Source organism: Amycolatopsis minnesotensis (assembly GCF_039529815.1).
Taxonomy (GTDB): Bacteria; Actinomycetota; Actinomycetes; order Mycobacteriales; family Pseudonocardiaceae; genus Amycolatopsis; species Amycolatopsis minnesotensis.
Genome location: NZ_BAAANN010000004.1, coordinates 51,559 through 75,770, shown reverse-complemented (window position 1 = coordinate 75,770; position 24,212 = coordinate 51,559). Strand labels below are relative to the sequence as shown.

Annotated in this window: 21 protein-coding genes and 1 tRNA gene; 12 read left to right on the top strand and 10 right to left on the bottom strand. The window is 70.3% G+C overall.

What is annotated here, in order from left to right; translation table 11 throughout:
• Nucleotides 1-41 precede the first annotated feature (41 nt).
• Complete coding sequence (locus ABD256_RS06065; protein WP_344414360.1) at nucleotides 42-1,394, bottom strand: lysine N(6)-hydroxylase/L-ornithine N(5)-oxygenase family protein; 1,353 nt, start codon at nucleotides 1,392-1,394, stop codon at nucleotides 42-44.
• A gap of 168 nt (nucleotides 1,395-1,562) precedes the next feature.
• Between ABD256_RS06065 and ABD256_RS06060 the strand changes: the two genes are divergently transcribed.
• Nucleotides 1,563-2,510, top strand: coding sequence for a methionyl-tRNA formyltransferase (locus ABD256_RS06060; protein WP_344414358.1), 948 nt, complete (start codon nucleotides 1,563-1,565; stop codon nucleotides 2,508-2,510).
• A 51-nt stretch (nucleotides 2,511-2,561) separates the two neighbouring features.
• Here ABD256_RS06060 and ABD256_RS06055 read toward each other — a convergent pair whose 3' ends face one another.
• On the bottom strand, nucleotides 2,562-2,750 hold the full coding sequence (locus ABD256_RS06055) for a hypothetical protein (protein WP_344414356.1): 189 nt from the start codon (nucleotides 2,748-2,750) through the stop codon (nucleotides 2,562-2,564).
• 215 nt (nucleotides 2,751-2,965) lie between these two features.
• Here ABD256_RS06055 and ABD256_RS06050 point away from each other — a divergent pair, with 215 nt between their 5' ends.
• Entirely contained in the window at nucleotides 2,966-5,485 is a 2,520-nt protein-coding gene (locus tag ABD256_RS06050; RefSeq protein WP_344414353.1) for a DUF4135 domain-containing protein, read from the top strand.
• Between the two features lie 315 nt (nucleotides 5,486-5,800).
• Here the strand turns inward: ABD256_RS06050 and ABD256_RS06045 are convergent, their stop codons facing one another.
• Complete coding sequence (locus ABD256_RS06045; RefSeq protein WP_344414351.1) at nucleotides 5,801-6,628, bottom strand: alpha/beta fold hydrolase; 828 nt, start codon at nucleotides 6,626-6,628, stop codon at nucleotides 5,801-5,803.
• Nucleotides 6,629-6,688: 60 nt separating this feature from the next.
• On the opposite strand from ABD256_RS06045, the gene ABD256_RS06040 reads away from it, so the two are divergent.
• Nucleotides 6,689-7,426 (top strand): TIGR04222 domain-containing membrane protein, encoded by a 738-nt coding sequence (locus ABD256_RS06040; protein WP_344414349.1) that lies wholly within the window; start codon nucleotides 6,689-6,691, stop codon nucleotides 7,424-7,426.
• Between the two features lie 2 nt (nucleotides 7,427-7,428).
• On the opposite strand, the gene ABD256_RS06035 is transcribed toward ABD256_RS06040, so the two are convergent.
• From ABD256_RS06035 to ABD256_RS06025, 4 genes are all read right to left on the bottom strand, one after another.
• Nucleotides 7,429-8,175 (bottom strand): hypothetical protein, encoded by a 747-nt coding sequence (locus tag ABD256_RS06035; protein ID WP_344414347.1) that lies wholly within the window; start codon nucleotides 8,173-8,175, stop codon nucleotides 7,429-7,431.
• A gap of 149 nt (nucleotides 8,176-8,324) precedes the next feature.
• Nucleotides 8,325-9,884, bottom strand: coding sequence for an LVIVD repeat-containing protein (locus ABD256_RS06030; RefSeq protein WP_344414345.1), 1,560 nt, complete (start codon nucleotides 9,882-9,884; stop codon nucleotides 8,325-8,327).
• 102 nt (nucleotides 9,885-9,986) lie between these two features.
• On the bottom strand, nucleotides 9,987-10,196 hold the full coding sequence (locus tag ABD256_RS44345; RefSeq protein WP_425546396.1) for an HNH endonuclease: 210 nt from the start codon (nucleotides 10,194-10,196) through the stop codon (nucleotides 9,987-9,989).
• A 162-nt stretch (nucleotides 10,197-10,358) separates the two neighbouring features.
• Nucleotides 10,359-10,440 (bottom strand) — tRNA-Tyr (locus tag ABD256_RS06025).
• Between the two features lie 119 nt (nucleotides 10,441-10,559).
• Between ABD256_RS06025 and ABD256_RS06020 the strand changes: the two genes are divergently transcribed.
• Both ABD256_RS06020 and ABD256_RS06015 read left to right on the top strand, forming a co-directional pair.
• Nucleotides 10,560-11,051, top strand: a complete 492-nt coding sequence (locus tag ABD256_RS06020) for a YajQ family cyclic di-GMP-binding protein (RefSeq protein WP_344414343.1) — start codon at nucleotides 10,560-10,562, stop codon at nucleotides 11,049-11,051.
• A gap of 214 nt (nucleotides 11,052-11,265) precedes the next feature.
• Complete coding sequence (locus ABD256_RS06015) at nucleotides 11,266-11,829, top strand: CYTH domain-containing protein (protein WP_344414341.1); 564 nt, start codon at nucleotides 11,266-11,268, stop codon at nucleotides 11,827-11,829.
• Here ABD256_RS06015 and ABD256_RS06010 read toward each other — a convergent pair.
• A complete protein-coding gene (locus ABD256_RS06010) occupies nucleotides 11,801-14,449 on the bottom strand; it encodes a glycoside hydrolase family 84 protein (protein WP_344414339.1) in 2,649 nt (882 codons plus the stop codon). The genes ABD256_RS06015 and ABD256_RS06010 overlap by 29 nt on opposite strands.
• Nucleotides 14,450-14,638: 189 nt before the next feature.
• On the opposite strand from ABD256_RS06010, the gene ABD256_RS06005 reads away from it, so the two are divergent.
• Nucleotides 14,639-15,790 (top strand): glycoside hydrolase family protein, encoded by a 1,152-nt coding sequence (locus ABD256_RS06005; protein WP_344414337.1) that lies wholly within the window; start codon nucleotides 14,639-14,641, stop codon nucleotides 15,788-15,790.
• Between the two features lie 70 nt (nucleotides 15,791-15,860).
• The gene (rfbA, locus tag ABD256_RS06000) at nucleotides 15,861-16,742 is read left to right on the top strand and encodes a glucose-1-phosphate thymidylyltransferase RfbA (RefSeq protein WP_344414335.1); all 882 of its coding nucleotides are present in this window, start codon (nucleotides 15,861-15,863) and stop codon (nucleotides 16,740-16,742) included.
• Nucleotides 16,743-16,858: 116 nt separating this feature from the next.
• Here the strand turns inward: rfbA and htpX are convergent, their stop codons facing one another.
• Nucleotides 16,859-17,728, bottom strand: a complete 870-nt coding sequence (htpX, locus tag ABD256_RS05995) for a zinc metalloprotease HtpX (protein WP_344414333.1) — start codon at nucleotides 17,726-17,728, stop codon at nucleotides 16,859-16,861.
• A 258-nt stretch (nucleotides 17,729-17,986) separates the two neighbouring features.
• On the opposite strand from htpX, the gene ABD256_RS05990 reads away from it, so the two are divergent.
• Nucleotides 17,987-18,958, top strand: a complete 972-nt coding sequence (locus ABD256_RS05990; protein ID WP_344414332.1) for a beta-propeller fold lactonase family protein — start codon at nucleotides 17,987-17,989, stop codon at nucleotides 18,956-18,958.
• 114 nt (nucleotides 18,959-19,072) lie between these two features.
• On the opposite strand, the gene ABD256_RS05985 is transcribed toward ABD256_RS05990, so the two are convergent.
• Nucleotides 19,073-19,630 carry a hypothetical protein gene (locus ABD256_RS05985; RefSeq protein ID WP_344414330.1) on the bottom strand — a complete coding sequence of 186 codons (558 nt, stop codon included), beginning with the start codon at nucleotides 19,628-19,630 and terminating at the stop codon, nucleotides 19,073-19,075.
• A gap of 150 nt (nucleotides 19,631-19,780) precedes the next feature.
• On the opposite strand from ABD256_RS05985, the gene ABD256_RS05980 reads away from it, so the two are divergent.
• The 4 genes from ABD256_RS05980 to ABD256_RS05965 all read left to right on the top strand — a co-directional run bounded on the left by ABD256_RS05980 (nucleotide 19,781) and on the right by ABD256_RS05965 (nucleotide 24,192).
• Nucleotides 19,781-20,923 (top strand): BtrH N-terminal domain-containing protein, encoded by a 1,143-nt coding sequence (locus ABD256_RS05980; protein WP_344414328.1) that lies wholly within the window; start codon nucleotides 19,781-19,783, stop codon nucleotides 20,921-20,923.
• A gap of 112 nt (nucleotides 20,924-21,035) precedes the next feature.
• Nucleotides 21,036-22,076 (top strand): Gfo/Idh/MocA family protein, encoded by a 1,041-nt coding sequence (locus ABD256_RS05975; RefSeq protein WP_344414326.1) that lies wholly within the window; start codon nucleotides 21,036-21,038, stop codon nucleotides 22,074-22,076.
• The gene (locus ABD256_RS05970) at nucleotides 22,073-23,071 is read left to right on the top strand and encodes an SDR family NAD(P)-dependent oxidoreductase (RefSeq protein ID WP_344414323.1); all 999 of its coding nucleotides are present in this window, start codon (nucleotides 22,073-22,075) and stop codon (nucleotides 23,069-23,071) included. Before ABD256_RS05975 ends, ABD256_RS05970 begins: the two co-directional genes overlap by 4 nt.
• A gap of 8 nt (nucleotides 23,072-23,079) precedes the next feature.
• Nucleotides 23,080-24,192, top strand: a complete 1,113-nt coding sequence (locus ABD256_RS05965; protein ID WP_344414321.1) for a DegT/DnrJ/EryC1/StrS family aminotransferase — start codon at nucleotides 23,080-23,082, stop codon at nucleotides 24,190-24,192.
• Nucleotides 24,193-24,212 lie beyond the last annotated feature (20 nt).

Here is a 24,212-nt window from a genome sequence, read left to right as displayed (position 1 = left end):
CTACTTCGGATGTCCCTTATGGACAGTTCGGTTCGGGCGCGCTACTCGGACCTGGTTCCGCTGCCCGCGTAGGCGGGGGCGGGCGCGGCAGGCTCCCTGCGGCCGATGATCGAGTCGAGGATCTCCCCGACCCGCACCGCGGTGTTGGACAGCAGGGACGAGGTGATGCCGTGCGAGTGCTCGGTACCGCCCTGCAGGTAGATCCCGCCCAGCACGGCGGGATCGGTCTCCAGCCGGTAATCCCGCGTGACGCACAGCCTGCCGTCGTCGTCGCGACGGCAGTGCTCGGCGAGTTCGCCCAGCAACGGGGACGGGTCCGCGGGCAGGTAGCCGGTGGAGTACACGGCGACGTCGGCGTCGAACACGGTGTGCTCGCCGGTCGCCAGGTCCTCGATGGTGGCGCGCACGCCCGTCGCGGTCTCGGTCAGCTCGACGGGACGGGACATGTTGAAGATGCGCAGCCGCCGCACCCCGAGCACGTTCTCGCGGTAGACCCGCCGGTACAGCTCGTCGATCAGGTCGAGGTCGACGGCCGAGTAGTTCGTGTTGCCGTGGTAGTCCATCAGCCTGCGCTTCACCGGTTCCGGTGACGAGTAGTAGGCATCGACGGCTTCGGGATCGAAGATCCGGTTCGCGAACGAACTGTCGTCCGACGGGCTGTAGCCGTAGCGCGCGAACACCGAGCACACCTCGGCGCGCGGGAACTCGTCGTGCAGGAACGCCGCCACCTCGGCCGCGCTCTGGCCGGCGCCGACCACCACGAACCGGGACGGGTCCCGCTCGCGCAGCGCGGCGACCCGGTGCAGCAGTTCGTTGTTGTGCCAGACCTTCTCGCTCGTGCGGACGCCGTCGGGCAGGTTCGGCCGCAGTCCCGTGCTCACCACGAGGTTGCGCGCGCGGAACGTCTCGCCGTTGGCCACGCGCACGTCGAAGTAGCCGACCGTGCCGTCTTCGCCGCGGACCAGGCGCACGCCGGTGACGTCGTGTCCGTAGGAGACGAGATCGTCGACCTTCGCCGCGCACCACTCGAAGTAGTCGTGGAACTCGACCCGCAGCGGGAACAGGTTCTTGTGGTTGATGAAGTCGACGAGCCTGCCCCGGTCGTGCAGGTAGGCGAGGAAGGTGAACCCGCTCGACGGGTTCCGCATGGTGGCGAGGTCCTTGAGGAACGAGACCTGCATGGTCGCGTCCTCGATGAGCATCCCGCGGTGCCAGCCGAACGCGGGCTGCCGCTCCAGGAAGTGCGCGGTGACCGGATCGCCGTTGCCCGCGTTGTGCTCGGTCAGCGCGATCGCCAGCGCCAGGTTCGACGGCCCGAAGCCGACCCCTATGACGTCGTACACCGGGACTTCCGCGCCCGGTCCGGAATCCTCGTGCGGCGTTCCTGCTGGCATACCTGTCCCATCACTCGACGTATGGCAGCGGAAAGCCTAACCTAACTAAGGCGACCCTCAGCTAGTACTTTCGAGGGTGATGTTCGTCCTGCGGGTGACTGGTTGCTAATTAAGGGCAGCCTTGCTTAACTACCTCGGCTCATGCCGTCTCGTCAAGGGAGGAGACCCATGCGGGTCGCGATGTTCGGGTACCAGACCTGGGGACACCGGACGCTCAAGGCCTTGCTGGACTCCGAACACGAGGTCGTGCTGGTGGTGACGCACCCGAAGAGCGAGCACGTGTACGAGAAGATCTGGTCCGACTCCGTCGCCGATCTCGCCACCGGGCACGGTGTGCCGGTGCTGCTGCGCAACCGGCCCGACGACGAGGAGCTGCGGGCCGCGCTCAAGGAGGCCGAGCCGGACATCATCGTCGCGAACAACTGGCGAACCTGGCTGCCGCCCGAGATCTACGGCCTGCCGCCGCTGGGCACGCTCAACGTGCACGACTCGCTACTGCCCGCGTACGCCGGGTTTTCCCCGTTGATCTGGGCCGTCATCAACGGCGAGCCCGAGGTGGGCGTGACCGCCCACATGATGGACGACGGTCTCGACGCGGGTGACATCGTGCTGCAGCGCGCGATCGAGGTCGGGCCCGCCGACACCACGACGGACCTCTTCCACCGGACGGTGGACCTGATCGGCCCGATCGTCACCGACGCGCTCGCGCTCATCGCCGGCGGCCGCCGCGACTGGACACCGCAGGACCGGGCCAAGGCCAGCTTCTTCCACAAGCGCGCGATCGAAGACAGCCGGATCGACTGGACGTGGCCTGCCGAGGACATCGAACGGCTCGTGCGCGCGCAGTCCGATCCGTACCCGAACGCGTTCACGTTCCACAAAGGACAGCGGATCAGGATCGTGCGCGCGTCCGTTTCGGACGCTTGCTACGGCGGCACGCCGGGCCGGATCTTCATCAAGGAGGGCGACGGCATCGTCATCGTCGCCGGGACCGAAGCACGCCGCGGGCGCAGCCGGGGGCTCCGGATCGAGCGCGTGCGCACCGAGGACGGCACCGAACTCGCCGCAACGGAGTACTTCCGCGCCATGGGCGGATATCTGACCGCTCACCCGTGACCCGCCGGGCCGGGGGCGCGGGTCACGGGTGAGCGCGTTTCCGCCGGGTGGTCAGTCGCAGCAGGGGTAGGCGTACGGCGGCGGGCCGGGGTGCCAGTACGTGGCATAGCTGGACATGATGGTCATCTCGGGCGTGGTCATCGCCCGCTTCTCGGGCACCGGGCCGAACAGCATTTCCCGGTCGTCGGCGTTTTCCCGCGCCCATTCCCTGATGCGATCGCTCGCCAAGCTCAGACTCATTTTTCGCACCTTTCCTCAGGCCGTGCCGAGATCGCCCCGCACGGCGCGATGTAGCGAAAACCCCAGGTCACCCAGAGCGCTCTTCAGCGCTGACCGGCCCAATGTTGCTCGCCTGCGGCTAGGGTGTCAAGGTGGTGAATCGGAAACTAACCGTGCGTAGCTCGTCGGCTGGCGAGCTGTTTCTGTTACCGGTCAAGGAAACCGCTGTAACCGCGGTGCGGGCGGAACTGCCGGGGGAAGCGCTCGAAGTGTTCGACCTCGGCACGGCGCGCCAGCCCGCCGATCTCACCGCGTCGGCGGAGGCCGCGCTGTCGGCTCTGCTGACCGCGATGGGACCGGAATCCCCTGCCGGCACAACGGAACTCGCACAAGCCCTTCGTCAGGACAAAGAGGACTGGCGAACCGCGCTCGACACCTTCGGCCCGCTCCGCGACCTCGCCACCGCTCGCCTGCGCGGCTGGGCGGAAGCGTGCGCGGAGCTGGCCACCAGGCTGCTCACCGACCGTGATCCGCTCACCGGCTGGCTCGGACTGGACCGCCCGCTCCGTCCCGTCGCGGTCACGGCCGGGCTCGGCGACTCGCACCACGGAGCGCGGTCGGTGGCCGCGATCACCGACCGGAGCGGTGCCCGGTTCGCCTACCGGCCGAGGCCGGTCGGTATCGCCGCGGCGTTCGCCCGGTTCTGCGCCGCCATCGGCGAGTCCGAAGTGCGCACTCCCGATCTCCTGCCGGGCAACGGTTACGGCTGGGCGCGCTGGATCGAGCACCGGCCGTGCCGGGACCGGCGCGCGTACGCGGTGCGGCTCGGACGCGCGCTCGCGGTCCTGTGGACACTGGGTGGTACGGATCTGCACCACGAGAACGTCGTCGGCGACGGGACGCGACCGGTGCTCGTCGACCTGGAGACCCCGCTGGGCACCGACCCGATCCTGATCGCGGGTGAACCGGGCGCCCAGGCCGTGCACGACAGCGTCCTCAGCACCAGCATGCTGCCCGGCGCGCGGCCGTTCGACGGCGCGCCGAACGTCGGTGTGCTCGCCGAGTTTCTGTCTTCGGCACCGGCCGCCGAACGGGACACGCTGCACGAGGACGTGGTCGCGGGATTCCTCGCCGCGGCGGGGAACGTGGCCGCGCACCGGGACCGGTTGCTCGGACCGGACTCCCCGCTCTCGGTGTTCACCGGGCAGCCGCTGCGCGTGCTCGTGCGCCCGACCTACCGGTACGCCGAGCTGCTCGGCAAAGCCGATCACCCCGCACTGCTGTGCGACCCGGACGCGCGACGCGACCACTTCGGACAGCTCGCGCTCGACGGCGACCGCCCGCGTCCCGCGCTCGTCGCGGCCGAGGTCGCGGACCTGCTCGCCGGGGACATTCCGCTCACCGAGGTCGACGCGTCCGATGTGGAGGTTCGCTGCGCAGGGGTACCGGTGTGCACTCTCGACCGGTCTCCCGTGGACAGAGCACGGGAGAAGATCCGCTCTCTGAACGAGGAATCGGTGTCCGCGGAGGCCGCGCTGGTACGGGCGTGCCTGCTGACCGACCGGTTCAACCGCGACGCCCCGTTCCTTCCGGCATCCACTTCGGACTCCGGTGAAGCGGACCTCCTCGACGGCGCGCTGGCCGCCGGGCTCGCGCTGCGCCGCTCCGCCCGCCGCACTCCCGCGGGTGTGAGCTGGCTCGACATCTCCTCCGTCGGCGGGCAGGACTGGCACGTCGGCCCGAGCGACGATTCGCTGTACCGCGGGCTGCCCGGTATCGCGCTCGCGTGCACCGAACTCGCCCACCGCACCGGTGATTCCCGGATCGCGAGCCTGCGCGACGACGTCCTGGAAAGCTGGCTGCGGACACCCGTTCCGGCCTCGCTCGGGGCGTTCGCGGGCGCGGCGGGGCACCTGGCCGCCGCCGCGCTCGTCGACCGCAGGAACCCGGATCCGGCGCTGGCGGACCGGGTCGCGCGGGCACTGTCCACACTGGCCGGTGCCTCGGACGACTCGCTCGCACCCGACGTGCACTTCGGGGTCGCCGGTGCGATCCTCGTGCTCCGCGCGATCGACACGGACTCCGCTGCCTGGCAGGCGTGCGCGGCCAGGCTGCTGACCGCGGCCGCGTCGGGCGGTTCCTGGTGGCACGGCACGTCAGGGCGCGGGCTGACCGGGTTCGCGCACGGCACCGCCGGTCTGGTCCTGGCGCTGAAGATCCTTGCCGGTCAAGGGTTTCCCGGCGCGCTCGGCCCTGCCGGGCGGCTCTCCGCCTGGCAGGAGGAGCAGTTCGTCCCCGGCGAGGGGTGGCGCGATCTCCGCTTCGGTGCCGACGGGCCGGTGCGGACGACCTGGTGCAACGGCACCGCCGGCATCGGCATGGCGCTGGCACTGGAAACGCACCTCGGGCTCGGCGGCGACCGGGAACGGCTGCGCACGGCGGTCGCGACGAGCGCGTCCCACGGGGCCGGTTCGGTGCTCAACCTCTGCGACGGTGATCTCGGGGTGGCCGCGCTCCTGATCGACGCCGCGATCATGACCGGCGAGGAGGAATGGGGCCTTCGCGGGCGCCGCCTCGCCCGCGGCGTCGCCGCGCGGGTGCTCGCCGACCGGGTGCCGAACCCGCTCGACCGGCGGAGCGGCCTGATGAACGGCTACGCCGGCGTGGTGCTGGGCCTGCTGCACGCCGCCGATCCCGCGGACGTCCCGTCGATGACCTCGGTGGCGCTGAACCTGGTGCCCCCGCCGGGAACCTGACCGGGGAGGGCCGCCCGGATCGATCGATCCACGGGCGACCTCGAAGCTCCGCCGGTAGCGTGGCGATCACCTCGAACCCGGCGGGCGCGCCTCGACGCTCGCCCGCCGGGCCTCCTCCATCCCCTGGTTGGCCTCACGGTGTGCCGGACCAGGATCGCGCGAAGAACGACCGCGCCGCAACGCATTTACCGGCGAGATCGGGTAGGCCGACAGAATCCGACGCCGCGATCTCGCCCGTCGCGGCGCGCGGCATGGCGATGCTGATGTCCCGGAGGTGCCCTTGGGGCACGCGGAGCCCCGCTGGGACAACGCGCGTCAGAGCGGCGCCCGCTGTGCCGCGAGCCAGCGGTGCAGCGCGGTCGCGAGTTCCACCGGCGCGTCGTACTGGATCAGGTGCCCGGCGCCCCCGATGAGTTCCACGCTCGCGCCCGGGATCAGGTCCCCGAGGCGGGCGGCCCGGTCCGCCGGGATCCAGGTGTCGTCGGTGCCCCAGATGACCTTGACCGGAATGTCCACTGTGGAGTAGCGGTCCTCGACCTCCGCGGTGAACCGCTCGTCCGCCTGCGCGATCTGGCGGTAGAAGGCGCTTCGGCCATCCTCGGTGAGCCACGGCCCGGTGAGACCGTCCAACTGCGACTTCGTCAGCCCCCGGTGGCTCGCGCCCGAGATGTATGCCTCCAGCGCGCCCCGGTGCACGGCGAGGGGCTGCGCCGCGAACACATCGGAGTTCCCGGCCACCAGCCGGAAGAAGTCCGATCCCCACGGCCGCAACGCGACCACGTCGACGAGCGCCAGCGACGCGTACTTCGCGCCGTGCAGCAGATGCGCGCGCAGGGACACCGCGCCGCCGTAGTCGTGCGCGATCACGTGCGGCTCTCCGAGCCCCCACTCCCGCAGCAGCGCGGCGAACACCTCGCCCTGCGTGCCGAGGTCGACCGCGTGCGCCGGGTCCTTTGAGGACTGTCCGTAGCCGGGCATGTCCCACACGTACACGGTGAACTCGTGGCTGAGCGCCTTCGCGAACGACGACCACAGCAGCGACGACCACGGCGTGCCGTGGCAGAACACCACCGGTGGCCCGGCACCGAGCCGATCCCACGCCACCGTCCTGCCTTGCCAAGCGAATGTCTGCGCGAGCTCCACGGGTGTCAGTCTGGCATCAGTTCCGCGTCGCCGCGGCAAGTCAGGGGATCATCAGCGGTCATGGGCGATCCGTACCTCGTCACCGTCGCGACCGCGCTCGCGCTGGCCGTCGTGACGCGGGTGGCGCGCGGGGGCTGGCAGGCGGTGGCGGAACACCGGCCCGCGGCCGTCGCCTACCTCCGCCGCGGCGCGCGGGCGACGGTCGTGACCGCGCTCGCGGAGCTGCATCTGCGGCGCGCCGTGGTCGCCGCGCGGCAGGGCACCGTCCGCCGCGACGGCTCACTCCCCCGCGGCGCCGATCCCGCGGAACGCATCGTGTTCGGCGCACTGCACGGGTCGATGAGCCCGCGCTCGCTCGTCCAGCGGCCACCGGTCCGGCGGATGCTCGCGGGCCTCCGCGGTGACCTGGTGTCCTCGGGCGCGCTGCTCCCGGCCTGGCGCTGGGTGGTCCTGCGGCTGCTCCTGCTCGCCGCGATCGCGCTCGCGGCACTGCGGCTGGGCCAGGGCGGCCCCGTGCCGCCGCTCGCGTGCGCGATCGCCGTCGCGGTCGTCCTGTGGCTCGTGCCGCGCCGGACCTTCGCCGGGCGGCGCACCCTGCGCGCGCTACGGGCGCGGCACCCGCCCGGCGGGCGGGACGTCGGCATGCTGGTGGCGCTGTACGGAAAACCGGCGCTGCTGGCGTCGATGCCGCGGTTCGCCGAGCAGGGCGGGCTGCTCGGCGGTGGCGCGTCCGACGACTCGCCCGGTGGCGGTTCCGGTGGGCAGAACTTCGCGGCCGGCGGGCACGAGACGCCGTGACTTCAGGGTGACGGCAGCCGGTCGCACAGCACCGACGGGAATTCCGGGAGCCGCGTCTTGATCTCGTCGCACCCGGCGCCCTTGACTCCGGCGACCGAGCCCCAGTGCGTGCCGTTCCACCGGTAGACCACGCGGTTCGCCGTGCCGGTCGCCGAGCACGCGGGGACGCCGTCGGCGGGCGGGCAGCCGCCGACGTGCCGGTTGAGGTCGAGGACGAGCCAGGTGCCGTCGCAGGCGCGCACGTCCCGAGCGCCGTTCAGGTGCTTGACCGGCACGTCCGCGTCGAAAGTCGTCTTGTCGATCCACGCTTCGGCGCAGTGATCGGCGGGCGGCGCGCAGCCGAGGTGCTCGTCGCACCGGCCGTAGGTGGCGCCGAGCCGGTGCCACACGTCCATCGAATTGAGCATGAGCGGCCGGTCGCCGAGCGGACCCGGTGTGCTCAGCGTCGTTTCGGCCCGCACCTTAGCCGGGCAGGCGCCGACCGCGCTCGAACTCCGCGACGAGAACACCACGTTCGCGTGGACGGTGCCGTTCTCCTCGGTGAGCATCTCGACCCGCAGGTCCTTCGCGCAGTCCTCGCCGCCGGCGGGGAGGACGACCTCGAGCACCGCCGTGTTCGGTGCCGGGCCGGGACGCGCCCCGGTCACCTGCGCGGCGCTCGTCGTCCAGGTGGCCGCGGCGGGTTCCGCGGCACGGCCGCACGCAGCGAGCGACACCACGAGCACCGCGGCCGCGAGCCCTCTTTTCACCGGCTCAGCATAGGAGAAAATCAGGTCGAGCTGAGCTGGCGGACGACACCGTGCGAGATATCGAGGTCCTCGCGGCGTCGCGCGAGCGGCACCAGGCCACCGGGTACCAGTGCGTTTCGTTGCCGAGGTAGCCGAGCGGCTCGGGTCCCTTAGCAGCAGGAAAGCGATCCCGGCTCGCATTCACGGCCTTCGAGCATCGGGCAGGCGGCCCCGTAGTCCGGATCGGGCACCAGCGGAAGCCGGTTGCGGACCTCACCGGCGGGCCGTGCGACCGCTTCGCCCGGCGTGGTCCGCAGCGTCACGTTGGTGCCGGTGCTCTGCGCCTGGTGCGCGCCCGGAGTCAGCGAGAGGACCTCCACGCCACGGGACAGGTCCGCGAGGAACACCCTGCCCTTGTGCCAGTACGGCGCGAACGAGGTGGCCCCTTCCGGCCGCCAGTAGGCGATCTGGATCGGCTTGGCCGGGTTGCTGATGTCCAGGAAGCGGGTGCCCTGCTCGTACCAGGAGTACGCCACGATCCGCTTCTGCACGTCGAAGTAGTGCGCCGAGCAGAACGTGCCAGGGCCGGGGATGGTGCCTTCCTGGTCGTCCGGCGTCCACACACCGACCGTGCGCAGCTCGAACGGCTTTTCCGGCGTGGCGCGCCACGACTGGCCCTGGTCCGATCCCTTCAGCGACGAGATCACGAACCGGCCCTGGTCCTTGCAGGTCGGCGAGCCGAACGCCTCCTCGGTGTGCAGCAGCAGGCTGCCGGCCGGGTTTTCCCGCGTCGGCCGCGGACCGTCGGAAAGGGTGCGGCCGACGGGACGGAACGAGTTGTGCGAGAACGCGGTGGGCATGGTGGCCTTCGAGACCCCGCCGCCCGCGTAGGGCACGGGGTCGATCGCGGTCGCCTCGCGGAAGCGCTTCGTCAGCGGATCCCGGTGCCAGCCGCGGGTGTGGTACCCGCGAGTGCCGCCGGTGCCCGCCACCCAGGCGATCCCGGCCGCGTCCACCTGCACGTCGTGGGTCATGTGGGTCTGGCCCTGGTTCCGGTTGAGGTCCACGTAGGTCGGCAGCGTCTTCGGGTTGCGCGGATCCCGGATATCGGTGACGAACACCTTGCCCGAGCGGCGGTAGGTGTCCGGATCGGTGGACGGTGTGCCGTCGTAGCCGGTGGTCCACAGGTAGCGGCAGTCGTTGACGCAGGTGGTGATGTGCCCGGTGCCCATCGGCGCGAAGCTCTGCAACCGCAGGTCCGCCGGGTCGGCCGCGGACACGATGTAGACGCCGGTGGGCCGTTCCGCGCCGCCCTGCCGCCCGAACGCGGTGCGCTCCCGCGCGAGGAACACCAGCTTGCGCTGCGGGTCGACGCTGACGTCCTCGTTCTCCCAGAACCGCTGGGCCACGTCGTCACCGGGCAGCGCCAGCTCCTGCTTGGTCAGGTGGTCCAGCAGCACCGGCTCGTCCGGGTCGGACACGTCGTAGGTGCGCAGGCCGAACTTCCCGCTCACGAACATCACGTCGCGGTGCTGGTAGTCGAGGAAGTTGATCGAGATCGCGCCCTCGGTCTCCGGCAGCGCCTTGCGCAGCTCGACGTTCTTCGCCGCACCGGGAAGCGGCGCCTTGGCCTGGGCCTTCGCGGCCGGCGGGCTCTCAGCCGCGTTCGCGGCCACCGGAACCACCGTGCCGATCAGCACCGCGCTGACGATCGCCGCCCACACCTTCATGCCGGCCCCTCCTCATGTCCACGTCGTCAAAGCGTGGCAGCGCGGGGCAAATCGGACCACATACCTAAGTCGGGTTCCACTTACTGGTACGGCTTCCGCCGATCAACGATGTCCCACGAGGGCCCGCAGCTCATCTGGCGTGATCCACTTCGCGCCTCGGTGGATCATGCGATGACAGTTCGCGCACAACAGCACGAGATTGCTCAGCCGCGTGGTCGTCTCACCGGACACGTGGAGGGGGATCGCATGGTGGCACTCGATGTACCGGGCACCCCGATCACCGTAAGTGTGTTCGAAGTCGAACCCGCACACCTCGCAAGAGATCCGAGCGTGCTCCTTCAGGGCCGCCTTGACCCGAACGGGCTTGCCCACGTATTGCCTTTCAAACCGTCACACACAGCTACCCGCGACGGTGCGACGAAAAAACCCCGCTGTCCTGCGTTAGTGCAGGTCAGCGGGGCGTTTCGCCTGCTGTGGCGAGTGAGGGATTCGAACCCCCGAAGGCTGAGCCGTCTGATTTACAGTCAGATCCCTTTGGCCGCTCGGGCAACTCGCCGTAGCCGGTGTCGCCACCAGCCACCGAAGAGAGTACCCAACGCCGTGGGGCGGTCCGCAACCGGGATACGGCTAGGCTGGCGGGCAACCCTGAAACCCGAGTACGAGGTGTGAGAACACGTGGCTGATCCCTCTTTCGACGTGGTGAGCAAGGTCGACCGCCAGGAGGTGGACAACGCGCTGAACCAGGCGAGCAAGGAGCTGTCCACGCGCTTCGACTTCCGCGGCACCGGCACCAAGATCGACTGGTCCGGCGAGGAGTCGCTGGTGATCGAGTCCGAGACCGAGGAGCGCGCGCTCGCGGGGGTCGAGGTGTTCAAGGAGAAGCTGATCAAGCGCGGCATCTCGCTGAAGGCGTTCGAGGCGGACGAGCCCGCGATCTCCGGCAAGATCTACAAGCTCACCGGCAAGATCCTGCAGGGCATCGCCTCGGACAAGGCCAAGGAGATCGCGAAGTTCATCCGCGACGAGGGCCCCAAGGGCGTGCAGGCGCAGATCCAGGGCGACCAGCTCCGCGTGTCCGGCAAGAAGAAGGACCACCTGCAGGACGTGATCTCCTCGCTCAAGGGCAAGGACTTCGGCATCGCACTGCAGTTCACGAACTACCGCTGATCAGCACGCACTCCACCGAGCGAGCCGCGCCCGGTCGGCCACACCAGGCCGGACGCGGCTCGAAGTCGTGAGCGCCGTCAGACCTGGTTAGTGAGCGCGACCACGCCGCCCGGAAAGGTTTCGGTGCCGAATGCGTGGCCACCGTCGAGACTGGTCCGCGTGAAAGCCGAGGGCTTCTCGATAGACGCGGGCGAGGTCGGCACGATAGGGACCCATGGGCACAGCCAACCAGGTCGAGGCGGAACTGACCGCGTTCGTGCACGATCCCGCGGGCCTGCACGCCGAGCTTTCCCGCCGCGCCGTCGCCGAAACGTGCACGTACGCCGACACCTACTACGACGACGCCGACCGGGGACTCGCCGGTCGTGGCCTCAAGCTCCGGGTCCGGAGGATCAGCACCGGCGAAGTGCTCCTCACGTTCAAGGAGCCCGCCATCGACGCGGACGGGTCGAAGCCCGAGCACGAAACCACCGCGGGCAGCGCGGAAACGCTGCACACCGTTTTCACCGCGCTCGGGCTCCGCGAGACCGCGGCACTGACCAAGCACTGCACCAACTACCGGTTCACCCACGACGGCCGCGCGCTGCTCGCCACCGTCGCCGAGATCGCCGAACTGCCCGGCCGCACGTTCCTCGAACTCGAATGCGTCACCGGCGAAAGTGAGGTGCGAGAAGCCCTTCAAGCGATCAAGCAAGTGCTCGGCGACCTCGGTCTGCACGACCTCAGCACGGTGTCCTACCTGAAGCAGATCAGCGGAAGCGCGGGACGATCTCGTTGATCCGCGGCGCGGGCGAGCCCGCTCGCCACACGAGCCGGACGCCGTCGGCGGGGCGGCCGTCGGTCCGCACGGACGTGTAAGCCCCGGCCAGGAACCCGACCGTGCGCCACTGGCCACCGGAGCCCACCTGGATCTCCGCTCGCGGTGCCGGGTCCGAGGCGAGCACGGTGACGCGGTCGAGTGCGCGCGCGGAAGCGGCCGTGACGGTCAACGCCTCACCCGGGGCGGGCGACACTCCCGTGTAGACAGTGCTCGCGTCGCCGTCGGCGGCCGCGGGCAGGTTCCCGGCGGGGCCGCCGGTGACCGCGAGCGGCGGGTTGTCCAGCGTGCCGACCGAAAACTCCCGCACCACCACCCAGAACTCCTGGGTCGCGGTGACCCGCAGGCGCACGTACCGCGCCGTCGCGCCCGCGGGCAGGTCCGCGCTCACCACCGGCTGGTCCGTCGCGGTGGCCGCCTGCGTCCAGGAGTTCCCGTCGGCCGAGTACTCCAGCACGCCGTGGTGCACGTAGTCGTTGGGGCTCTTGGGATTGCCCATCTTGATCTCGACGTGGCCCACCGGTTTCACCGCGCCGAGGTCGACGCCGACGCTGCTGCCGGCAGGCGGGTTCCAGTCGCTCCAGTAGAACGTGCCGTCGTCGCGGTCGACCATCCGCGACGGCGCGTTGTCCTGGAACGTGCCGAGTCCCGCGGTGGTCGCGACGGGCCGCAGCGGCACGCCGAACGACGTGTCGACCTTGCTCAGCGCCTTGTCCAGGAAGGGCGTGCACACGAACAGGCAGGGCAGCGGCTGCTTCGTGCCGCGCGCGGTCTGCACGACGATGGCCTGGGCGCGGGCGTAGCGGCCCGCGGTGGCACGGCGTTCCGCCCACGCGCCCGCATTGTCGCCGAAGCGCTGCGCGAGCAGCATCTTCACCGCGTGCCGCCCGGCGTCGCCGAGCAGGCCCAGCTTGTCCAGCCACGGGCCGATCTCGTCGAGGAACGCGGGGTTGCCCGCCATCCCCTTCCGCAGGTCGGCCGGGTTCGACGCGAGCTTGCGCAGGTAGTCGTCGAGCCGCCAGGTCGCGCCGAGCAGGTCGCCGTGGCCGTCCAGCGCCGACCAGAACGCGTCGAGCAGCGGCCGCAGCACCGGCGAGTCCTGGTCCGGCTTGCCGGGGACGCGGTCCAGCGCGCCCGCGTAGTTGTTCTCGGAGAACACGGTCAGCGGCGCCACGGCACGCCCGCCGAGGTCCGCCAGCGCGGCGCGCCACGAGGCGTCCGGGTCGTAGGCCTTCGGGTTCCACATGAAGTCGGCCGAGGTGAACTCCGCGATCTTCGACGACTCCGCCTGCACCATCGGGTTGGCCGTGACACCGGCGAGCTGGCCCGCGATGCCCGGTTCCCTGCCGACGTACGGGCCCATCAGGAGCCGGTCGGTGATGTAGTCGTTGACCGGGTAGTTGTCCCAGACCAGGATGTCGTGCCCGAACACCTGGTGCGCCTGCTTCGCCTGGTCCGCGGTGATCGTCGGCGCGATCACGCCGACGCCGGTCCATTCGACGACCACCCGCGGGTCGAGCTGGGTGCGCAGCGCGGTCTTGTACCCGGAGTCGGCGAGGTCGTAGTACTCGGTCGGCACCATCTGCAGCTTGTCGATGCCGGGATGGGTGGCGATGAACTGCTTCTGCACGGCGTTGAGCAGGAACGACTGCGCGGCACCCGCCGCGGCGCCGCCGGTGCCGAACTTCGCGGCGTCGGCGTCGCAGTTCCACTTCGTGTACGAGATGTCGTCGAGCGGGATCGCGAACGAGCGCACGCCGATGTCCCACATGGACTGGAACTTGGCGACCAGCTTGGTGGTCTCCGCCGGGTCGGAGTAGCAGATCGACAGCCCCGGCGAGAGCGCGTAGGTGAAGTCGACGTGGTTCGCCGCGCCGCGGTCGACGAGCGCCTTGATCTCCGCGAGCTTGTCCGCGGGGTACGTGTCGCGCCACCGCGCACGTAGGAACGGGTCGTCCTTCGGGGAGTAGACGTAGATGTTCTGCTTGGTGCGGCCGTAGAAGTCGAGCTGGGCGAGCCGGTCGGCCTGCGACCACGGCGCGCCGTAGAAGCCTTCGATCACCCCGCGCAACGGCATCGCGGGCCAGTCCCGCACCTTGACCTGCGGGATCCGGTGCCCGGTGACGAGCTGCCGGAGCGTCTGCGCGGCGTAGAACGTGCCGCGGGCGTCGGCGCCGGACAGCGCGAGCGTGCCGCTGGCGCGGTCCGCGGCCAGCGCGTAACCGCCCGAAGGGAGCCCGCCGGGGCCCTGGACGCCGAGGCGGCCGAGCGCGTCCGTCGCGGGTCCGCCCAGGTAGACGGTGAGTTCGGCGGGGCCGGGCACGAACCGCTTCGCACCGGCACCCCGCAGCGCCTGCTCGACGACGGCGACCGCGGCCGGGTCGGCGTGCTCACCGAGCACCTCACCGACCGTCGCGGGGACGGTGAGCGCGCCTCGTCCGGCGTCGACCTGCTGGGGTACCGGCCAGACCTTCGGTACGGCGGCCGTCTCGGGCGCGGCCGTGGCCGCCGGGGCCACGAGGACGGACAGCGCCGTCAAACCCGTGACGAAGAGCCTGGTCGATCTGCCGGACAGGACCATCGTGCACCCCCATGTGCGCAGGCAATTACCGGAGGTTAACACCGGAAAGAGTGAATGGACTAGACCACATGTAGACCAACCGGGGCGGAAAATCCCTGCCAGGGAACTTGCTCGAATCGGGTGGAAATTCAGCGAACCGTGTCACTGAGTGGTGTAATCCCTGGGTCGCCACGCCGTGAAGGGGTCAAGATGCGCCGCCTGGGAAACCTCGCAGCTCTGCTGATGTCGCTACTCGCCGTGACCACGTTGGTGTCACCCACACCAGCGGGGGCGGCGCAACGCCAGCCGCTCGGCCCCGGCGAGTACCCACGGCTGATCCGGCTCCAGCACGCGACGCCGAGCAGGCAGGGCCACATCGTCGCCGCGATGACCTCGCAGGACGCGAACATGAAGCTCACGCCGGTGTTCGAGAGCACCGACGAGGGCGGCAGCTTCCAGAAGATCGGCGAGATCCGCGACCCGGAAGGTGCGGCGGGCATGTGCTGCGGCACCCTCTACGAGCTGCCGCGGAAGGTCGGCAGGCTCCGCGAGGGCACGCTGATCTGGGCCGCGAGCTACGGCCAGAACGGCGGCTTCAACCGCCGGGTCGGGATCAAGCTGTGGTCGAGCCGCGACGGCGGCCGGAACTGGACCTTCCTGTCCGAAGCGGCGCGTTCGCACAACACCGACGGCGTCTGGGAGCCGGAGCTGAACGTCGACGCGGGCGGCACGCTGTGGCTGCACTACGCCGACGAGACGGAGGCGCCGCGGTTCGCGCAGGTGCTGAACCGGGTCGCGTCGGCCGACGGCCTCACCTGGGGTACCAAGCAGCGCACGATGGCGATCCCGCCGGACCGCGTGCGGCCGGGCATGCCGATCGTGCGCAGGCTGCCGGACGGCCAGTTCTACTTCGGCTACGAGATCTGCAACTACGGGAAGCGGTACTGCGACCCGTACTTCAAGATCTCGCCGGACGGCGCGAACTTCGGCGACCCCGGCGCGCCGGGCACCCAGATCGGCACCGCCGAGGGCAACCACTTCCAGCACGCGCAGACCGTCACCCTGTTCCCCGGCGGCCCGAACGGGACGCGGCTGCTGATGGTGGGGCAGATCTACGTCAACCCCGCCGGGACACCGCTGCCGGGCAACGGGAAGACGCTGCTGGCGAACGACAACTTCGGCAACGGGCCGTGGTACCCGGTGCCCGCGCCGGTGGAGATCGCCAAGCCGGTCAACGACCCGTGCCCGAACTACAGTTCGACGCTGCTGCCGGTGGACGGCGGCAAGAACGTGCTGCAGATCGCGAACGAGTACGTCGGCGACACCTGCACGGCGTTCTTCGGCAAGGGCCCGGCCGCCTGACCCTGGCCCCGCACCCGGTTCGGTTACGCTCGCGTGCGGCGCGGGCGGACATCGGGAGGAGACGGGTGCGATGAAGGGGATCGTGTTGGCGGGGGGCAGCGGCACACGGCTGCACCCGATCACCCAGGTGGTGTCCAAGCAGCTGCTCCCGGTGTACGACAAGCCGATGGTCTACTACCCGATCTCGGTGCTCATGCTGGCCGGGATCCGCGACATCCTGATCATCTCCACGCCGTCGGACCTGCCGGACTTCGAACGGCTGCTCGGCGACGGCAGCCAGTTCGGGGTGAACCTGACCTACGCCGTCCAGCCCAGTCCCAACGGCCTCGCCGAGGCGTTCGTCATCGGCGCGGACTTCATCGACGGCGACGACGTCGCGCTGGTACTCGGCGACAACATCTTCTACGGGCTCGGCTTCGCGGGCATCATGCAGCGCGAAGTGTCCACACTGGACGGTTGCGTGCTGTTCGGCTACGGGGTGAAGGACCCGCAGCGGTACGGCGTCGGCGAGATGGACGCGAACGGGAAACTGCTGTCCATCGAGGAAAAACCCGCACAGCCGAGGTCGAACAAGGCGATCACCGGGCTCTACTTCTACGATCGCGAAGTGGTCGAGATCGCACGCGGGCTCTCGCCGTCCGCGCGCGGTGAGCTGGAGATCACCGACGTGAACCTGACCTACCTCCGCCAGGGCAGGGCGAAGCTCGTCGACCTCGGGCGCGGGTTCGCCTGGCTCGACACCGGCACGCACGATTCGCTGCTGGAGGCGGGGCAGTTCGTGCAGGTGCTCGAACACCGCACCGGGATCCGGATCGCCTGCCTGGAGGAGGTCGCGCTGCGGATGGGCTACATCGACGCGGACCAGTGCTACGCGCTCGGCGCGAAGCTGGCGAAATCCGGTTACGGCGACTACGTCATGGGAGTCGCGCGAGCAGCGGGCGCCACGGCCTGAGGGCCGCCGTACCGCCTGCCGTGAAGGCCGGGAAGGCGGCAGGATCCCGCATGCTCTGAAGGTCACTTTCAGGGACTGTGCAAGGGAAATCGAGCCGGGCGAGGGCGAGGGCCGGGTCAGTGGCCGCGACGGGCCATCTCCTCCAGGCGGCGGATCCGGTCCTCGATGGGCGGGTGCGTCGAGAACATCTTCGACAGCGCTTCCCCTGGGCGGAACGGGTTCGCGATCATCAGGTGCGACTGCGACACGAGCTTCGGCTCCGGCACCAGTGGCGCGGCGCGCGTGCCCGCGTCCAGTTTGGACAGTGCGGAGGCGAGGCCGAGCGGGTCGCCGGTGAGCTGGGCGCCCGATTCGTCCGCCTGGTACTCGCGCGACCTGCTGACCGCCAGGCGCACCACGCTCGCCGCGATCGGCCCGAGCAGGATCAGCAGCAGCGACACCAGCGGGCCGCCGTCGTCGTCGCGATCACCGCCGCCGCCGAACAGGCCCGCGAACATCGCCAGGTTCGCCAGCACGCCGAGCACACTCGCGAGCGCACCCGCGACGCACGAAATGAGGATGTCCCGGTTGTACACATGGGACAGTTCGTGCCCCAGCACCGCGCGCAGTTCGCGCTCGGTGAGCAGTTCGAGGATGCCGGTGGTGCAGCACACCGCGGCGTGGCGCGGGCTGCGCCCGGTGGCGAAGGCGTTCGGCGCGCTGGTCGGGCTGACGTAGAGCCGCGGCATCGGCTGGCGCGCGGCGGTGGCGAGTTCGCGCACGATGCGGTACATCGCGGGCTGCTCGGCCTCCGAGACCGGGCGGGCGCGCATCGCCCTGAGCGCGAGCTTGCCCGAATTGAAGTACGTGTACGCGTTGACACCGAGCGCCACCGCGAGCCCGAGGAACAGCGCGCCCCTGCCGAACAGCGAGCTGACGCCGATGATGATGGCGCTGAGCAGGCCCAGCAGCAGCGCGGTCTTGAGCCCGTTCTGATGCCTGTGCACGTGCGGTACGCCTCCCATCACTTCGCGTGGCGACTCTGCCGGTTCTCCCGGAAACCGGTTTGACACTGACAAGTTTGACAAGACTGACACTGACAAAACGTGCAGCGGGCACGCGAAGTTCCTTCGGAATCCTTGTGCACGAGCGCATCGGCGGCAACCGCGCCGACCTTGCCGATTCAGCCCCCACCGGCGCGCGAGCCGGGTTAAGGTTCCACCAGAAGCGGCACGGATGAGTGAAACCTAACCGTGGGAGGCGCCATGGCTCAGGGCGGGATCTTCGGCAGGAGGACCGCGTTGGTCCTGGTCAGCGCGGGTGTCGTCGCCTCGCTGAGTACCGCTCCCGCCCAGGCCGCCGAGGTGGTCGGCATCGGGGTCGGCGACCGCCCCGGGCCCGTCGCGGTGAATTCCGTCACCGGAACGGTCTACGTCGCCAACGATGGTGACAACACGGTCTCGATCATCGACACCGGCACCAGGCAGGTGATCGCCTCGGTCCCGGTCGGCGCGCACCCGACGGGGATCGCGGTCAACGAGCGCACCGACCGCGCCTACGTGGCGAGCGCCACGGCGGGCACCGTCACGGTGCTCGACGGCGCCACGAACACGGTGCTGAGCACCGTTCCCGCCGGGGCCGGCGCGGCCGTGCTCGACGTCGACGAAGCCGCGAACAAGGTGTACGTGGGCAGCCAGCGGGACGGCGCGGTCGCGGTGCTCGACGGGATCAGCAGCACGCTGACCGCCACCGTGCCGGGCAAGGGCGGCGGATTCGCGGGCGCCACCGTGGATTCCGGCCGCAGGCTCGCCTACTTCACCAGCGTCACGACCGGTTCGGTCGAGGTCATGGACACCGCGACGAACACCTTCGCCGGCACCGTCAAGGTCGGGAAGAGCCCGGCGGGGGTGGCCGTGCACACCACGAGCGACACCGTCTACGTCAGCAACGCGGGCATCCACCACCTGTCCGTCGTCGACGGCGCCACCCGCACGGAGAAGAAGACGGTCCTGCTGCGCAGCGAATCCTCGTCGGTCGCGGTGCACGAGGGCACGAACACCGTCTACACCAACGGCGGCCCGGACGGGCTGGCCAGGATCGACGGCGAGAAGGGCGAAATCACCGGCGAGCTCACGCTCGGGGTGAACCCCGGCTCGGTCGCGGTCGACCAGCGCACCAAGACCGTGTACGTGACGGACCCGCTGCACGACGTGGTGGACGCGGTCACGGATTTCTGAGGCCCCGCCGGGTACGGCCAGGCGCGTTCGCGGACGAGGTGACCCGGGCCGCCGCCGCGTGCTGACCGGATACCGCGCCCGCCCGCCTCGGGCGGGTGCGGTGTCCGGTGCGCGTCACCCTTGGCCGAGCGGCTGGTTGGTGAGCGCGGTGCCCAGTTCGGGGTTCTTGTCCTGGCCGTCGAACGTGGCCGTGTAGTTCGTGTATTCGCGCTTTCCGCCCACCGTCCGGATTTCGGCGACCACGATGTGCGCGGCGTGCTTTTCGTAGTTGGCGCTGGCGCAGTCCGGCTCGCAGGTGTTCACTTCCAGGACGCCGTCACCGCCGGCGACCTCCCCGCCCCACTCCGCCCACCGGATTCCGGTCAGGTGCACGTCCTTGGCGAGTGCGAGGTCGGCCGGCTTGACCTTCGGCTCGTTCGAGTCCCCGATGTACACCTGGCCGCCGTGCTTCGGATCAGCCTTGCCTGCCGGATGCGTCGAAGGTGGCGCCTGGGCCGGTTTGCTCTTGGACGGCGCGGTCCCGGCGGTCGCGGGCGCGGCATCGACCGCGGGGGCGGGCGCGGCGGAGGCGCCACCGGCGGCGGGCGACGGGGAATCGCAGGCCGCGAGCGCCATGCCGATCCCGAGCACGGCGAGTGAGCTGACGATTCCCCGAGTGATGTTCTTGCGCATGACGGTGCGGTCCTTCCGGTCGGGGGGAGACGAACTCCCCGGTGCCTGGTTGGACGCCTGCCGGTCACTGAGGTTGCGCTCCTCGCCGGGGCACGCCGTTGACCAGGGGCTTCACGCCGAGCCGCATACGGGCGCGGTTACCGTGAGGGCATGTACCAGCTCAGGGGCGGCCGCCAGCCCGACGTGTCGGCGCTGGCGCACGTGCTCGCCCACCACGGCGCGGAGATCGGCGCTGAGATCACCGAGCCGTTGCTGTTCGCGGCTTCCGGCGGCATCGGCGCGAGCTACCGGCTCTCGGAGTTCACCCACGACGGCAGCAAGCCGCTGCGTCTCGGGTTCCGCGCGCACCCCCGCGAGCCGCTCACCTGGCTGAAGTCCACTGTGGACAGGCTCAAGCTCGAAGCCGACATCGAGACCACCGGGCGCGCCAAGACGGCCGCGAGGAAGCTCAGCGCCGAACTCGACGCGGGCACCCCCGCGATCGTCCTCCCCGACCGCTACACCGCCGGCTACTGGCACCTCCCGCCGAGCGCCGACGGGGCGGGCGGGCACTTCGTCGTCGCCTACCGCGAGAACGGCAAAGTGCTCCTCGACGACCGGAACCGGGAGCCGCTCCCGGTGGAACGAGCCGTGCTGGACGCGGCCCGCGACCGAATAGGCGCCGACAAGAACGTGACGCTGCTGGTACGTTCCGGTGAATTCGGCGATCTCGCCGACGCGGTCCGCCGCGGCCTCGAAGACTGCGTGAAACAGAAATCCGACTGGGCCAAATGGGCGAAACTGCTCACCGACCGGAAAGCGGGCAAGGGCTGGCCGTCGGTCTTCAGGGACCGCAGGGGGTTGGTCGGCGCGTTGCTCTCGGTGGCCGAAGCCGTCGACCCGGCCGGGATGACCGGCGGGCACCTTCGCGACCTGTTCGCCGACTCCCTCGACGAGGCGGCCGAACTGCTCGAAATTCCCGAACTCGCCGAGCAGGCCACCCGGTGGCGCGCCATCGGGCAGCGCTGGCTCGATCTCGGCGACCTCGCGCTGAGCGGCGACAACACCGAGTTCGCCTGGCTGCGGGACCTCTCGCGGACGGTGGCGAACGCGGTGCGGGACGGCAAGGACGCCGTCGAAAACGCGAACGAACTCCAACGGCTGCGCGCGCACTACGACGCCGAAGCGCCGTTCACCGAAGAAGAAGCGGGTCGGTTGTTCACCGACATGGCAATTCTGCTGACTGATATTCACCGGGCGGAAAGCGAATCGCTCACCGCGCTTTCCGAGGTGGTGGCGGGCGCGCGGAAGTGAGACCCGAAAAGTAACAACACCGGCAGCACTGTAACGGCCGGGACGGGGCCAGCGAATCAGAAGTCGTCCACGGCAGCTCGGCCGTCGGGCAATTCCTAGCCCGGAGGATCCCGTGGAACGCATTGGCCTCGCGGTCGTCGGCGCCGGTTACTGGGGGCCCAATCTCGTCCGCAACGCGCAGCAGACGCCCGCGCTGCGCCTGCGCTACCTGTGCGATCTCGACATGGACCGCGCGCGCGGCGTGCTCGGCGACTACTCGACGGTCAAGGTCTCCGGCTCGCTCGACGAGGTGCTCGACGATCCCGAGGTGCACGCCGTCGCCATCGCGACCCCGGCGGGCACCCACCTGAAAGTCGCGCTCCAGGCACTCGAAGCGGGCAAGCACGTCCTGGTGGAGAAGCCGCTGGCGGCGAACTTCGCGGAGGGCAGGCGGCTCGTCGAAACCGCCGAGGAACGCGGGCTGACGCTCATGCTCGACCACACCTACTGCTACACCCCCGCCGTCCGCCGCCTGCGGGAACTCGTGCGCGGCGGCGAACTCGGCGCCATCCAGTACCTCGATTCGGTGCGCATCAACCTCGGGCTCGTGCAGCCCGACGTGGACGTCCTGTGGGACCTCGCGCCGCACGACCTCTCGGTCTTCGACGCGATCCTGCCCGACGGCGTCACCGCCGAGTCGGTCGCGGCGCACGGATCGGACCCGATCGGCGCCGGGCACGCCTGCGTCGCGCACCTCACCATCCGGCTCACCGGCGGCGCGATGGCGCACGTGCACGTGAACTGGCTGTCGCCGACCAAGATCAGGACCATGGTGATCGGCGGGTCGAACCGGACCGTGGTGTGGGACGACCTCAACCCGGGCCAGCGACTGTCCATTTACGACAGAGGCGTGGACAGGGGGGTGGCCAGGACGGCCGATCGCGAGCAGGCGCTGATCTCCTACCGGGTCGGCGACATGGTGGCCCCCGCGCTCACCGAGCGGGAGGCGCTGCGCGCGGTGATGGCCGAGTTCGCCGATTCGATCGCCGACGGCCGCGCCCCGCTCACCGACGGCCACGCGGGCCTGCGGGTGCTCGCACTGCTCGAAGCCGCCTCCGAAAGCCTTCGGGCGGGCGGCACCTTCGTCGACGTACGACAGGAGATCCTCGCGTGACCGCCGCACAAACCCTTGCCGGACAGCGAATTCTGGTCACCGGTGGCGCCGGGACCATCGGCTCGGCGATCGTCGACCAGCTCGCCGCGGCGGGCGCGGCCGAGATCGTGGTGCTGGACAACCTCGTCCGCGGCCGCCGCGCGAACCTCGCCGAGGCCGCGTCCGCGTTGGGCGGGAAACTCCGGCTCGTCGAAGGCGACATCAACGACGCCGCGCTCGTGCACGAGCTGACCGCGCGCAAGGACGTCGTCTTCCACCTCGCCGCGCTGCGCATCACGCAGTGCGCCGAACAGCCGCGGCTCGCACTGGAGTCCCTTGTGGACGGAACGTTCACGGTGCTGGAAGCCGCCGCCGCGGCGGGGGTGAAGAAGGTCGTCGCGTCCTCCTCGGCGTCGGTGTACGGGCTCGCCGAGACCTTCCCCACCGACGAGCGGCACCACCCGTACAACAACGACACGTTCTACGGGGCCGCGAAGACGTTCAACGAGGGCATGCTGCGCAGCTTCCACGCGATGTACGGGCTCGACTACGTCGCACTGCGGTACTTCAACGTGTACGGCCCGCGAATGGACGTGCACGGCCTCTACACCGAGGTGCTGATCCGCTGGATGGAGCGGATCGCGCGCGGCGAGGCGCCGCTCATCTTCGGCGACGGCGCGCAGACGATGGACTTCGTGCACGTCCACGACATCGCGCGGGCGAACCTCCTGGCGGCGCGGTCACCGGTCACGGACAAGGTGTACAACATCGCGACGGCCACCGAGACCAGCCTCGCCGAGCTGGCGTCGAGCCTGCTCGCGGCCATGGAGTCGGCGGACTCGGCGGACTCGGCGCTCGTGCCGGAGCACGGGCCCGAGCGCGCGGTCAACGGCGTCACCCGCAGGCTCGCGGACATCTCCGCCGCCGCCCGCGATCTCGGCTGGAAGCCGGAGATCACCCTCGGCGACGGCCTTCGCGGGCTGGTCTCCTGGTGGCGGGAGAACCGCGAACCGTGATCCCGGTCATGAAGCCCCTGCTGGGGCAGGAAGAAGCGGACGCGGCGGCGGCCGCGGTGCTGTCCGGCTGGGTGGCGCAAGGGCCGAGGGTCGCCGAGTTCGAGCGGGCGTTCGCCGCGCGGGCCGGCGCGGCGCACGGGGTCGCGGTGTCGTCGTGCACCGCGGGCCTGCACCTCATGCTGCACTCGCTCGGCGTCGGCCGCGGCGACGAGGTGGTGGTGCCGTCGTTCTCCTTCATCGCGACCGCCAACGCGGTCCGGTACTGCGGCGCGGAACCGGTGTTCGCCGACGTCGACGAGGCGACCGGGAACCTCACGCCCTCGACCGTCCACACGGTACTGTCGCCGCGCACCAGGGCGGTGCTGGCGGTGCACCAGGGCGGGGTTCCCGCCGATGTCGCCGCACTGCGCGAAGCATGCGGCGACATCCCCGTTCTCGAAGACGCCGCGTGCGCGATCGGTTCCACTGTGGACGGTCGTTCGGCCGGCGCGGGCGCACCGATGGCGGCGTGGTCGTTCCACCCCCGCAAGCTGCTCACCACCGGCGAGGGCGGCATGATCACCACCGACGACGCCGAGGTCGCGGCGCGCCTGCGGCGGTTGCGCGAGCACGGCATGAGCGTGTCCGCCGCCGAGCGCCACGCGACGGGAAACCCGGTGCTCGAGACCTACACCGAAACCGCGTTCAACTACCGCATGACCGATATCCAGGCGGCCGTCGGGCTCGTGCAGCTCGGCCGCCTCGACGGGGTCGTCGCGGAGCGCAGGCGGCTGGCCGCGCGCTACCACGAACTGCTCGCGCCGCTCGGCGTCACGCCGGTGACCGATCCCGCGCACGGCACCACGAATTACCAGAGTTTCTGGATACTTCTCCCCGAAACCGGGCCCGCTCAGGCGGAAGTGCTGTCCGCGCTCGCCGCCGCGGGGATCTCCGGCCGCCGCGGCATCATGGCGGCGCATCTCGAACCGGCCTACGAAGGGCATCCGCACGGGCCGCTGCCGGTCACCGAAGCACTCACCACCCGATCGGTGATCCTGCCGCTGCACCACGAGCTCACCGAGGACGATCAGCGACACATCGCGAAGGTGCTCGGAGAAGCACTCACCCGTTCGCCGAGCTGAAAACGAACGGATCTTACCCT